Below are 12,811 nucleotides of genomic sequence, written 5' to 3' on the forward strand. Positions count from 1 at the left end.
TTTACCTTTTTATATAGAATTAGATTACCCAATGGATGTTTCCGAATTAATTGATGGTTTAAACGAGAAGCAACGCGATGTTGTTGCTGCCCCTTTGCAAAATATGTTGGTACTTGCTGGCGCCGGTAGCGGTAAAACCCGTGTACTGGTGCAACGTATTGCTTGGCTAATGCAAGTTGAGCAGGCTTCTGCTCATAGTGTGCTTGCGGTAACCTTTACCAATAAAGCCGCTGCTGAAATGCGTGCTCGGGTTGAGCAAACCGTTAATGGCAATACCCACGGCATGTGGGTAGGTACCTTTCACGGCTTAGCACATCGTTTATTGCGCATGCATTTTCAAGAAGCTAACTTGCCGCAAAGCTTTCAAGTACTCGACTCTGACGATCAATTAAGACTGGTTAAGCGCATTTTACGTTCGCTTAATATTGATGAGAAAAAGTGGCCAGCCAAACAAATGCTGTGGTACATCAATGGTAAAAAAGATGAAGGGCTAAGACCTCAACATATCGAAACCCATTTTGACCCAACAGAGCAAATGTTTGTCAAAATTTATCAAGCCTATCAAGACGCTTGCGATCGTTCAGGGCTAGTCGACTTTGCCGAGCTTTTATTACGCGCTCACGAATTATGGCTCAATAATCCCCATTTACTGGCCCATTATCAAAACCGTTTTCGCCATATTTTGGTGGACGAATTTCAAGATACCAATGCAATCCAATATGCATGGCTAACCTTACTTGGCAATGAAAATTCCAAAGTGATGATTGTTGGTGACGACGACCAATCTATTTACGGTTGGCGCGGCGCAAAAATTGAAAATATTCAGCGTTTTTTAAACGACTTTGATCACGCAAAAACGATTCGACTTGAGCAAAACTACCGTTCAACCGCGAATATCCTAAAAGCTGCAAACCAACTTATTTCAAATAATAATAATCGCTTAGGTAAAGATCTTTGGACCGATGGCGAGGCCGGTGAAAAAATCTCAATTTACACCGCATTTAATGAAATCGACGAAGCTCGCTTTATTTCTGGCAGAATTAATCAATGGCGAGAAGACAATGGCTCACTAGACGATGTTGCCATTTTATACCGTAGCAATGCGCAATCGCGTTTACTTGAAGAAGCGTTATTACAAGCCAAATTACCGTATCGCATTTATGGCGGCTTACGCTTTTTTGAACGCCAAGAAATTAAAGACGCGCTCGCTTACATGCGTTTGATTAACAACCGCGACGATGATGCCGCCTTTGAACGTATTATTAATACACCAACGCGTGGAATTGGTAATCAAACCGTTGCCTTAGTGCGCGACGCGGCTAGAAGCCAAGGTGGCACGTTATGGCAAGCATGTAAGTACATGCTAACCAACAATGAATTAAAAGGTCGTAGTGCAAAAACCATTAACGCTTTTATTGAATTGATTGAATTGCTTGAAGACGATACCAGCAACTTAAATTTAGATCAGCAAGTTAACCATGTTATTCAATTTAGTGGTTTAAAAGCCATGTACCAAGCGGAAAAAGGTGAACGAGCCGAAGCGCGTATTGAAAACTTAAACGAGCTAGTTACCGCCTGTCAAACCTTCACACCTGACGCTGAGTTAGTGGAAGAAATGAGTGATTTAACCGCCTTTTTAACCCATGCGGCATTAGAGTCAGGCGAATCTCAAGCTGATGAATACGAACCTGCGGTACAGCTAATGACCATGCATTCAGCCAAAGGATTGGAGTTTCCATTAGTCTTTATTGCTGGCCTTGAAGAAGGCATGTTTCCATCGCAGCAATCGGTTGAAGATATCGCTCGTTTAGAAGAAGAACGCCGATTATGTTATGTCGGCATGACGCGCGCCATGAATAAGCTATACTTATGTCACGCGGAGAGTCGTCGTTTGTATGGTCAAGAAAAATATCATAAAGCCAGTCGATTTTTACGTGAAATACCGAGCGAATACGTTGATGAAATTCGTATGCAAAATCAAGTGAAAAAGCCAGCAACAACCGGCAAATTTTCAGCGACGTTCACAATGGAAACATTTGAAAACTCGGGCTTTAAATTAGGACAACGGGTAAAACATGCTAAATTTGGCGAAGGGGTTGTACTTAACTACGAAGGTAGTGGCGCACAGAGTCGAATTCAAATAAATTTTGCCGACGTTGGCAGCAAATGGTTAGTGGTATCGTATGCCAATTTAGAAGTCATTTAATGCAACAAATAGAAATAAAAACATAGAATTAAAAAACGAGAACAAATACAACAAGTGATAAGCAAGCACGAACCTGCGGAGTAACTATGTCAAAAAATTTATTGGTGGTAGAAGACAGTAAACCTATAGCAAGTGTGATCAAACAAATAGCAGAATCGCTAAAATATGAAGTTACCGTGGCAACAAGTTTGGCGGAAGTCGAACAAATTCTACAAGGTGACCAACAATTTTTTGCAGCGACTATCGACTATTCTTTACCCGACGCTGATGACGGTGAAGCAATCCAGTGTGTGCTTTCACATGGTATTCCGGGCGTGGTATTAACCGGTAAAATGGACGAACCTACTCGTCAAAAAATTCTTGCTCAACCAGTAATTGACTATATTCCCAAAGAAAACAGCCAAGCGTTTTTATACTTAAAACGAATTTTACATTGGCAGTTAACCAATAGCCAAAATGGCATTTTAGTCGTAGATGACTCGGCATCTGCACGAAACCATATTGTTGAGCTATTAAAGCGCCGTAATTTTTCGGTCTATGTCGCTGACAACGGCAAATCTGCACTCGAATTATTGAAACAGCAGAAAAATATTAAACTGATCATTACCGATCTTGAAATGCCGACCATGGACGGTATTGAGCTAACCAATGAAGTGAGAAAAATCTATAACCGAGACCAACTTGCCATTATCGGTATTTCTGGTGCAAGCAATGGTATTCACTCTGCTCGCTTTATTAAAAATGGCGCTGATGACTTTTTACGTAAGCCATTTTGCCCAGAAGAGTTTTACTGTCGCATTACGCAAAATATTGAAAACCTAAGTAATATTGAGCAAATTCAAAAAGCGGCCAATACCGATTACTTAACCGACTTGCCTAACAGACGATCATTTTTTCAAGCAGGCGAGCAACATATCGCCAAGTATCGCGACAAACAAGTTCCTTACGCTTTGGCAGTACTTGATATCGACTTTTTCAAGAAGGTTAATGATACTTATGGTCATGAAGCCGGCGACCACATCTTAAAAGTAATGGCACTATATTTACGTAAACATATGCGCGGCAGCTTAATGGCGCGCTTAGGTGGTGAAGAATTTGCCATGCTATTTCCAGGCATCGATGAAGACCAACTTTACAATAAGCTTGACGATTTACGCCGTGAAATTGCCGTAGCACAAATAGCGTACGAAGATAACCACATACCATTTACCATCAGTATTGGCGTGAACTTTAATGGTGAAGGTACGTTAGCTCAGCAACTTAACCAAGCAGATGTAGCCTTGTATAGCGCCAAAGAAAATGGTCGCAACCAAGTAGCGATAGTGGGTGGTGAAGAGTAAAGCGGCAAGCCATCAGTTAAAAGCTGTAAGATTTTAGCCGCAAACTGTAAGTTATAAGCGGCAAGCTTTCAACTTATAGCTTTTGGCTTTTAACTTTTAGCTTTCAACTTTTTAACGTCGCCGCTTGGCGACGTTTTTTTTGGTAATCACGAAAAGAATCAACACTGTAAATAAATAGCGCTAACCAAATAAAAGCAAAGGTCACTAATTTTGCAGGTTCAAGTGCTTCTTGAAAATAAAAAATACCCAACAAAAACATAATACTCGGGCCAATGTATTGGAAAAAACCAACGGTCGCTAAACTAAGTCGCTTAGCCGCGGCAGTAAAACATAATAACGGTGCCGTTGTTACCACACCGGCAGCAAGTAATAAGCAATTAAGATATGTTGTATTAGCAAACATGTTGCTGGTACCGCTCTCAATAAAGAATAACCAATAAATTAGTGCTATTGGTAACATAATTGCTGATTCAATCAATAAGCCGACAAACGAGTCGATATGCAGCTTTTTGCGTAATAAGCCGTAGATGCCAAATGTGCCAGCTAACGCTAACGACACAACAGGAAGCGAGCCCAGTATAACCACCTGAATAACAACGCCAACCACTGCCAGTAACACCGCAAATTTTTGCCAATGTCGTAAACGCTCAGCTAAAAAAATCATACCTAAGGCAACACTAAACAGTGGGTTAATAAAATAACCTAAACTGGCATCAAGAATATGGTCGTTGTTCACCGCCCATATAAACAAAAACCAATTCATCGCTAAAAAGCATGAAGTTATCAATAGCTTTATCAGCACTACAGGTTGTTGTAATACGCTAATAAGTGCTTTAACTTTGCCACTAAATACAATAATAAGCGCTAGAAATAATGTTGACCAAACAACGCGATGTACTAAAATTTCTGTCGCCGATAATTCAGCCAACAATTTAAAGTATAACGGTGCAAGTCCCCACATAACATAAGCAGAAATAGCATTGATAGCGCCTATGCGTTGCTCGTTATGATCAGAAGATGGCAAAGACATGAATTTAGCTCAGCAAAAAAACAGGCGCGGATAATAGCATTGCAGCTTGTGCTTATCAGCTAGCGGAGCCAACAAAGGTGATAATAATTAGCAAAAACTGTTCAACTATCTGTACTAGTGCCTGTACTGGCAAGAAATGGCTAACAGTCTAGTACTCATGTTTAAGGTAATTAGCCTAGTAAATCATTTACCTTTAACCCACCATATAAGTGCCGGTGCCAAAAGCAATATGCACACCTAACTCGTTGTGCAATTCCATACGAGTCACCGCCACTTTACTACCACTGCGAATAATTTTAGCGGTGGCAATAAATTCTTCGCCACGACCTGGGCGCAGGTAGTCGGTACGCAAATCTATCGTACTTAAATTACGTAAACTGGTTTGAATGGTCTCTGCGGTTAAGGGCTCTTCAATATGGGCAATAATATTACCAGCAGCAACAACGCCGCCCACTAAATCTAACGCTGCTGCTGTTACACCACCATGCAGTATTTTCTGCATTGGGTTACCAATTAATTTGTCTTGCCACTGAAAACGCACTTCCGAATGCTCATTATCAAAGCGGGTAATGTTAAAACCCACCAGCTGATTAAATGGCATGTCGTTATTCCAAAAATTTGCTAGCTGCTGATAAATCTCTTTTTTGTTCATTAGGCAATCTCTTCTGGTCAGACAAGTTGGAATTACCATACCACTGAACACTTATCATTGACAAATAGCGTGTTAATTATTTGTCCAACCAATGAGTCACTGACTGCTGCTAGCTAAACGGCTGCACTAATAGTTAGAAACCACAATAGCATCTTCATCAGCAGTCTCTTGTTCTTGTGCTTTAGATTTATGTCTTTGGCTAACCATTACACCTGAAAATACAACCCCAATCGCTAGCCACTGCAACAATGTTAGCGATTCATTTAATAACAGCGCCGCTAAGAATAGGGTAAACACCGGTATTAAATTTGAAAATGCTGCCGCGGTTAGTACTGAGACTTTTGAAATAGCATAGTTATACAAACCATAACCGCCAAGGGTGACAAAAATACCCAAGTATAAAATGCTACCAATGCCTGCTAAGCTCATCTCTTCTGGCAAATGTACAAAAAATAAAAACGGTCCAAAAAATAGTGAACCGCTAATGCCTTGCAAAGCGATTAAACTCATCGGTGAGTATCGATGAGAGAGATGTTTAACACTGACCGTATAAAACGCAGCACAAATCATGGCAATAAACTCAAGGGTATTTCCCAGTAACGGATTGGGCGCTGAACTGGTGTCTGGAGAAACTAAGGTCAGTGCGACACTGCCACTAATACACAAGGTAAAACCAATGATAATGCTTTTTGATAAACGTTCATTTAATAAAAAATAGGCGAGAACAGCAATAATTAGGGGTAAGCAACTGACAATAACACCCGCTTGCCCAGCAGATGTGTATTCAAGCGCGTAACCTTCAAATAAAAAATACAGGCAAGGCTCGGCTAGCGACATGCCAACGAGAAATTTCCAATCGCCACGCTGATAGTTAAAACGTTTAACATAGCGCCATAATAAAATGCATACCACTAACGTTGTTAACATGCGCAGGAAGATAACCACGGCGGGATCATATAAATTTATCGCATACTTTAATGCAATAAATGAGCTGCCCCATAAGAAAGTGGCGATTAATAAACAAAGGCTAGCGGGCATGTCAGTGATTACTCAAAACGAAACAACAAAGAATGCTTATTTTAGCAAACTTGTTGATGCATTAACCAATCACTACGCTAGCCAGTGACAAAATAACCACTAGATAAATAACTCAGTAACGTAAAGTTATCTATTCATCACAATTACTTTTCCACTTTGTGACAATTGCATAGCTGGAACAGATACCAAACCTAGCGTGTAGCAAAAACACTGTTATTCCAACAATAAAATACCGACAAAGACACTAAAGATAATCGCAACCAAACTATAAATAATGCCGGTATTTAATGATTTATGAACAGTTGGGTCTACGTGAAACAATTGCTCTTGAATGCTCGTTGAGGATTGGTTCTGCTTATTAACGATTTGCTCAACCACTTTGTCAGCTTGTTCAATGCGATGACTAGGATGAGTCGGCGCGTAATGCATAACTAATTGTTTGGCTTTTACGTGCTGTTTTGGCCTGATATCAATTTTTTCAATAATACCATTTTGAGGAGCAGAGACCTCTAAGACAACCTTACCATTTTCAATATCAAATAGCGGGTCGTTAATTTCGACCTGTTGCCCAGGCTCTACATAAATTTTAGCTATAGTGACTTTGTCATCTGATTCTGGCAAATCAGGCACTCGAATATCAATATTCACACTTCATCCTTGCGTACTATGCGCTTACTTATACCGCGTTACTTTAGCAGATATAAAACGCTTTATTATTTTTATTGTGCAGCTAAAAAGTCACAAACGTGCTTTTGAGCATAATTATTATTATTGGTAATAAATACGACAGTTTTTAAGGTATGGATAAATCGAGAAAATACACATTGAAACGCGTATCAGAAATAGGTATTTAATAATCCATCATCAAAAAAATCCTGCAATACAGTTTTAATATCTCATATTTTCAGATATTTATAAACAAAAATTATTCTATAAATAAAGAACACCTTAACAACAAGTGAGTAGCTACTGCACTCACTTATTGATACAAATGTATAAATACAATACTCGTTAGTTACCCGTGATGTGTTTTAAAAATTGGTCATGGCTAGGTAATTGACTTAGCGGTTCATTTTTAATGGCTTTGAGTTTTTTCATCATTTCAAGCAATTGCTCGGCAGACATATTGTTAGCCATAGGATGGTAATCTTGTGGCTCAAGCCCTTGACCTAACATCACTTGCAACCAAGAGCCTTCGTTAAATAAGTCGTTTTGCTCTCTAAATATTTTGCCACTTTGCTTAAACAATTCAATTTTATGCTGCAAACTTGCTGGAATGTCCATAGTCTGCATGTCTTGCCAAAACAAACTGTCGGTGCGCTGATTAACATGATAATGCAAAATAATAAAATCACGCACTTGCTGATATTCAAGCTCTGACTGCTTATTGTATTCAGCGATTTCAGTCTCATTAATGCCCTGATGCGGAAACATGTGAATTAGGCGCACAACAGCGGATTGAATAAGATGAATACTTGTTGACTCGAGCGGCTCTAAAAAACCACTGGATAAGCCAATTGCGATAACATTTTTATGCCACTGCTGACGACGACGCCCGGTTTTAAAACCAATCACTTTAGGGTCTGCTAACGGCTTACTTTCTATGTTAGACATTAATAGGTCAGTGGCTTGTTCATCACTATAGCAGCTACTGTTATAGACCAAGCCATTACCATTTCTGTGCTGCAGTGGAATACGCCACTGCCAACCGCCGGCATGGGCAATTGAGCGCGTATAAGGCAATGTATGTTCAAACCGCTCTGAAGGCACTGCAACGGCACGATCGCAACGCAGCCAATGACTCCAATCTTCATAGCCAGTATGTAATGTTTGTTGTATTAATAGCCCTTTAAAGCCCGAGCAATCGATAAATAAATCACCTGAAATTTGCTGGCCACTTTTTAATTGCAACGCAGTAATATTACCAGACTGCTGACACTGCAAGACATTGTCAACCATGCCTTCGGTGCGCTTAACGCCAAGTTTCTCACTAAACTGTCGTAAAAACTGGGCATAGAGTCCAGCATCAAAATGATAGGCATAAGGAATTTCGATGATCGGATCTTTGGTTTTAATTTTAGCAAATATACCCTGCTGAGCCGATAAGTGGTTTAAATCATAATCCCACAGGTTATCTGTTAAGCCTAAGGTTTGCGCGCGCTTTAAATAATGGTGGAAATGGCAAAATGGTGTGCTTTTACCTGCCGCGCCAAAGCTGTGAAAATACTTCTCACCAACATTTTTCCAATTTTCAAACTCGATACCTAACTTAATGGTCGCTTTAGTTGCTTTTAAAAACTCGGCTTCGTTTAACCCTAAAACATGATTAAAGTTTTGAATCGGCGGAATGGTTGCTTCACCAACACCAATAGTGCCAATATCGTCTGACTCGACTAGCTCAACCTCAATACTTGCACCAACCAATTTTTTTATCAGCGCAGCTGACATCCAACCGGCAGTACCGCCACCAAGCACAACAACTTTCTTCACTGCATTGTTCATAACAACTCCTAAAACGACAGCATAACTAAGCTAAACCTAACTAAAGGCTAAAACAAAAAAACCTGCAAGTTGCCTCGCAGGTTTTTAATTACGTTATTTCATTAAACAATTAACTAACATTAGAATTTGTAGTTAAGGCCTAATAAGTAGTTAGCGCCAAACGATTGGTACTGAGTAATATTGCCTGCAGAATCGGTTTGTACGGTATCTTCATCTGTAATGTTTTGCGCTTTCAATGTAATACGAAGACCATCTAGCGATTCAATGCCTGACTCACTAAAGTCGTAACCAATTTGCGCATCCCATAGCTCAGCACCTTGGTCAGTTGCACCTACAAGCGATAAGCTGATACCACGAGTTTCGGTTAAGAAATCATCACGTTTAGTACCAGATACACGGATCTCAAAACCTTCATGCTCATAATAAGCAGTTAACGAGTAACTTTCTTCAGACAAGCCAGGAACTCGATTATCTTCTCCCTCAGCGACATCAAGTTCACCATCAAGGAAAGTAGCACTCATCGCAATACCAAAACCTTCTAACGACTTGTGCGCTAAAGATAACGGTAAGCTTGCTTGCAATTCGTAACCACGTACAAATCCGGTTAAACCATCTTCACGATACGATACACCACCTAAGAAAGTTGCAGGTGGCTGGTTACCTGTATCATCTGATGATTGATGATAACCAGGAATGTAATATTCTGAAAAGTCTGCCACTGCTGCACCGCTTTTGTGCCAGTTGGTTAAATCTTTGTAGAAAAAACTAACTGCAAAATAACCATCATCAGCAAAATAGTTCTCGTACGCTAAATCAAACTGGTTGGCTTCTAAAGGTTTTAACGAAGAATTACCAGCACTGCCACTCCAAGGACCAGATGCAGGATCGTCAGACAAAATGTTTGCATCATTAAACTGGAAACTTACCACTGTATTTGGACGCATATCATCCATACGCGGACGACTCATCACTTTACCCATAGCTGTACGAATAAATTGATTCTCAGCCACTTCAAAGCTTAAATTTAACGTAGGTAGCACGTCAGTATAAGAATCACCACCTGAAACAGGGGTTGTTTCTGTAAATAAGTCTTCATTAGTATATGTACTAAAACCTTTACCCGTTTGGTCACTATTGACTACTTGAACGCCCAAGTTACCACTTACATAAATATCACCAATTTCAGCTTCAATATCTAATTTTGCATAAGCTGTCAGTAACTCTTCGGTAATTGTATAAGTATCACCAAAACGACCATTTTCAATTAATGCTGCATTGGTTGAAGTGTAATAGCCGCTGTTAAATAAACCGATACTGTCGTACGCCGTTACACCGTTAATGCCTATAAAATCTAAGCTAGTGGTGCCAACAAGGAATTCACTTGGAATTGGACCGTCGCTAGGGAAAGTTGGTGCTGTTAAGAAAGCGCCTTTATTGACCTTAGTTTTTTCTCGTTCAGAGTAATTTACGCCAAACTCAATACCATTGAAAATACTAAATTCAATTGCGCCCGTTGCACTTAAACGAATGCTATCTAAACTTTCTTCAAATTCTGGTTGGTTAACAAAACCATCTTGAGCACGGTCAGAACCACCAAATTCTTCAATTGGCGCCATACCGCCACCCCAAGCTTGTGGACCCGCTAAACGAATTAAGCTTTCGTTCGTGTAATCAACACCTGGTAATGTTGGATGGTCGCTATACATTACACCGGTCGAAGTCATTTCCCAAGAACGTGCCGCTAACGGACGATCGTCAACACCAGCACGACCAACTCCTGAATAACTTTCAATATCGGTAATGGTTTTATCAACATCACCCATTGATAAATCTAATTCGATTGACCATTCATTGTTTAGCATATAGTCAACATTTAAACCAAAGGTCGTTAATGTTGAATCTTGTGTTCTCGCATCATTACGAATAACGCTATGGAAACCATCGTGATAACCTGCAGTAACAACGCCATTTTCAATATCTGTAATAGTATAATTACCAGTTCCCCATTCAGCACCACCTTCTTCTAAACCACGACGAACATCACTTTCTTTAAAGTCGATATATAGCGCATCTAGCTGAATGTTTAAATTATCTGTTGGAGCGTATTCAATAACAGCGGCAATTGAGTCACGTTCCATCATTGCAGAACGTGCAAAAGAGTCATGACCACCTAAAACTTTATCGCCTGCTGACGCCGAAACTGGGTCTGTTAACCGACGAGGATTATGTCCATCTTCACCTGCTGGTGTTAAATTAACATCAGCATAACCCCATGCACGGAATTGCTCTTCTTGGCGCGGCGTTTCTTGGCTTGATACAACAAGCGCTAAGCCTAATGTATTATCAAGGAACTGGTTTACATAGTTAAAAGAAGCGCGGTGACCGGTATCATCAAAATCTGGATTGGCAGAATCTTTGCCATTTTGTTCGTAATCTAAATTCACCGCCATACTTGCATCGGCATTTAATGGGCTTACGGTTTGTAAATCGATGGTGCCACCAATGCCTTGTGAAATTAAGCTCGCTTCTGGTGTTTTATAAACCAGCATAGAGGTAACAATTTCCGTTGGGTACAAATCAAATTCAACACCACGGTTATCACCCATACCTAAAAGTTCACGACCATTTAAGGTTGTACCAATATAGTTTTCATTAAAACCACGAACAGATAGACCACTCGTACGGCCATTTCTGCGCTCACCCGTTACGCCCGGTAAACGTGCTAACGATTCTGCAATACTGGTATCAGGTAATTTACCGATATCTTCTGCTGAAATAACTTCAACAATTGAGTTTTCACTCATTTTAATCGCTTGTGCACGTTGCAGGGCACCACGAATACCGGTGACTTGAATTACTTCGACTTCTTGCTCTTTTGCTGTTGCAGCTTCTGCAGCAATTGAATGACTACTAATTGCCATCAAACCTGTTGATAGCAACGCCAGTGTTAATTTGTTCGGCTTAAAATTTAACATATTGATTATATCCCCCAGAGCGTCCGTGTCTGTTTTGTTATTCAGTGTTACTCACTGATGTAATAGCTTGTATTTTTCATTTAATGTTTTTAGACCCACTTCTATTTTGTGGATATCCTTACTATAGAGAGCAGATAAATAGATGCATACGCCTTGCATACGTATTCAAAAAGCTAAAAGCTTATGCATACGTATTCAATAGTATGATAAATAAGCAAAAGCGCTTTTTTTTAAACAAACGACCAAGCTAAGTGTAAGTATAGGTAACTTTTAAGAATTGATTTGTTATTGGCTATTTTGTGAATTTCAGACAGAATTTGTATTAGGCAGGAAGGATTGATACACGACTAAAAAACAAAAAACCATCCGCTTATTATTTTAAGCGGATGGTTAAATATGTGGTTAAATAAAGAAGTGAGTAAAAATTCGCTAAAAGTGGGTGCCGACCGTCAGGTAAAGACTGTTTTTAATGTCATCATCAAAATAAGCATTATAACCAAGTGACGAATACCAATTTCGACTCCAAGCATAAGTTGCTCTTGGATGCGCATATACGCCAGCATTAATTTCAATGTCTTGAGCATAACAGTCATCACAAGAATCAATACTACGATCTGATTTAATGGCGTGCTCGTAACCCACTAAAAAAGCGAGATTGAGGCGTTTATCAACGCGAAAATTATAGCCACTTTCAACATAAACATTAAAAGCATTAGCTTTTGATGTCTCCTCTTTAGTATCACCAATTAAACTTTCAGTTAATTGAGTAAACTCGGCTTGGTCATTATATAAATAACCAGAAATGCCCAAACCTAACAACCAACTATTTTTTTGTTGTTCCCAACCTAGCTTCCAATAAGTGGCACTGTCTTCAACAAAATTATCGGCTGCTACTTGCTTATTTAAGTTGACCACACCAACAGATGCCATAACACCAGAATGGTTTATATAAGCAGTTCGTTGCTGAAACGCCAAGCTTGAACTGCTACAAATTAATAAACAAATAACGCTGATTGTTCTTATTATCATTGCATTAGCTCCACTTTGAGTGTTAACCGTGAATAATTT

At 39.7% G+C, this 12,811-nt stretch carries 9 protein-coding genes; 2 read left to right on the top strand and 7 right to left on the bottom strand.

Translation table 11 applies throughout. From position 1 onward, the window contains the following. The first annotated feature begins 31 nt into the window (after nt 1-31). Nucleotides 32-2,206, top strand: a complete 2,175-nt coding sequence (gene uvrD / locus ACRRSQ_RS07640; RefSeq protein ID WP_440875120.1) for a DNA helicase II — start codon at nt 32-34, stop codon at nt 2,204-2,206. Between the two features lie 86 nt (nt 2,207-2,292). Beyond that, on the top strand, nt 2,293-3,546 hold the full coding sequence (locus ACRRSQ_RS07645) for a diguanylate cyclase (protein ID WP_440875121.1): 1,254 nt from the start codon (nt 2,293-2,295) through the stop codon (nt 3,544-3,546). A 103-nt stretch (nt 3,547-3,649) separates the two neighbouring features. Here ACRRSQ_RS07645 and rarD read toward each other — a convergent pair whose 3' ends face one another. The 7 genes from rarD to ACRRSQ_RS07680 all read right to left on the bottom strand — a co-directional run bounded on the left by rarD (nt 3,650) and on the right by ACRRSQ_RS07680 (nt 12,772). Then, nucleotides 3,650-4,576, bottom strand: a complete 927-nt coding sequence (gene rarD / locus ACRRSQ_RS07650; protein ID WP_440875122.1) for an EamA family transporter RarD — start codon at nt 4,574-4,576, stop codon at nt 3,650-3,652. 193 nt (nt 4,577-4,769) lie between these two features. Beyond that, the gene (locus ACRRSQ_RS07655) at nt 4,770-5,228 is read right to left on the bottom strand and encodes a thioesterase family protein (protein ID WP_440875123.1); all 459 of its coding nucleotides are present in this window, start codon (nt 5,226-5,228) and stop codon (nt 4,770-4,772) included. A gap of 126 nt (nt 5,229-5,354) precedes the next feature. Next, nucleotides 5,355-6,266, bottom strand: a complete 912-nt coding sequence (locus ACRRSQ_RS07660) for a DMT family transporter (RefSeq protein WP_440875124.1) — start codon at nt 6,264-6,266, stop codon at nt 5,355-5,357. A 213-nt stretch (nt 6,267-6,479) separates the two neighbouring features. After that, nucleotides 6,480-6,914: a biotin/lipoyl-containing protein gene (locus tag ACRRSQ_RS07665; RefSeq protein ID WP_440875125.1), complete on the bottom strand. Its 435-nt coding sequence runs from the start codon at nt 6,912-6,914 to the stop codon at nt 6,480-6,482. A gap of 363 nt (nt 6,915-7,277) precedes the next feature. Then, on the bottom strand, nt 7,278-8,768 hold the full coding sequence (locus tag ACRRSQ_RS07670) for a tryptophan halogenase family protein (protein ID WP_440875126.1): 1,491 nt from the start codon (nt 8,766-8,768) through the stop codon (nt 7,278-7,280). Between the two features lie 119 nt (nt 8,769-8,887). Continuing rightward, a complete protein-coding gene (locus ACRRSQ_RS07675; RefSeq protein WP_440875127.1) occupies nt 8,888-11,743 on the bottom strand; it encodes a TonB-dependent receptor in 2,856 nt (951 codons plus the stop codon). Between the two features lie 429 nt (nt 11,744-12,172). Beyond that, nucleotides 12,173-12,772 carry an outer membrane beta-barrel protein gene (locus tag ACRRSQ_RS07680; RefSeq protein ID WP_440875128.1) on the bottom strand — a complete coding sequence of 200 codons (600 nt, stop codon included), beginning with the start codon at nt 12,770-12,772 and terminating at the stop codon, nt 12,173-12,175. Between the last annotated feature and the right edge of the window lie 39 nt (nt 12,773-12,811).

The sequence above is a fragment of the Thalassotalea sp. PLHSN55 genome (genome assembly GCF_052030545.1).
Lineage (GTDB): Bacteria > Pseudomonadota > Gammaproteobacteria > Enterobacterales > Alteromonadaceae > CANMXU01.

Excerpts from the sequence above, each read along its gene's own strand:
- ACRRSQ_RS07670 (WP_440875126.1), bottom strand. The coding sequence starts at position 8,768 with ATGAACAATGCAGTGAAGAAAGTTGTTGTGCTTGGTGGCGGTACTGCC.
- ACRRSQ_RS07675 (WP_440875127.1), bottom strand. The coding sequence starts at position 11,743 with ATGTTAAATTTTAAGCCGAACAAATTAACACTGGCGTTGCTATCAACA.
- uvrD (WP_440875120.1), top strand. The coding sequence starts at position 32 with ATGGATGTTTCCGAATTAATTGATGGTTTAAACGAGAAGCAACGCGAT.
- ACRRSQ_RS07645 (WP_440875121.1), top strand. The coding sequence starts at position 2,293 with ATGTCAAAAAATTTATTGGTGGTAGAAGACAGTAAACCTATAGCAAGT.
- ACRRSQ_RS07655 (WP_440875123.1), bottom strand. The coding sequence starts at position 5,228 with ATGAACAAAAAAGAGATTTATCAGCAGCTAGCAAATTTTTGGAATAAC.
- ACRRSQ_RS07680 (WP_440875128.1), bottom strand. The coding sequence starts at position 12,772 with ATGATAATAAGAACAATCAGCGTTATTTGTTTATTAATTTGTAGCAGT.
- ACRRSQ_RS07660 (WP_440875124.1), bottom strand. The coding sequence starts at position 6,266 with ATGCCCGCTAGCCTTTGTTTATTAATCGCCACTTTCTTATGGGGCAGC.
- rarD (WP_440875122.1), bottom strand. The coding sequence starts at position 4,576 with ATGTCTTTGCCATCTTCTGATCATAACGAGCAACGCATAGGCGCTATC.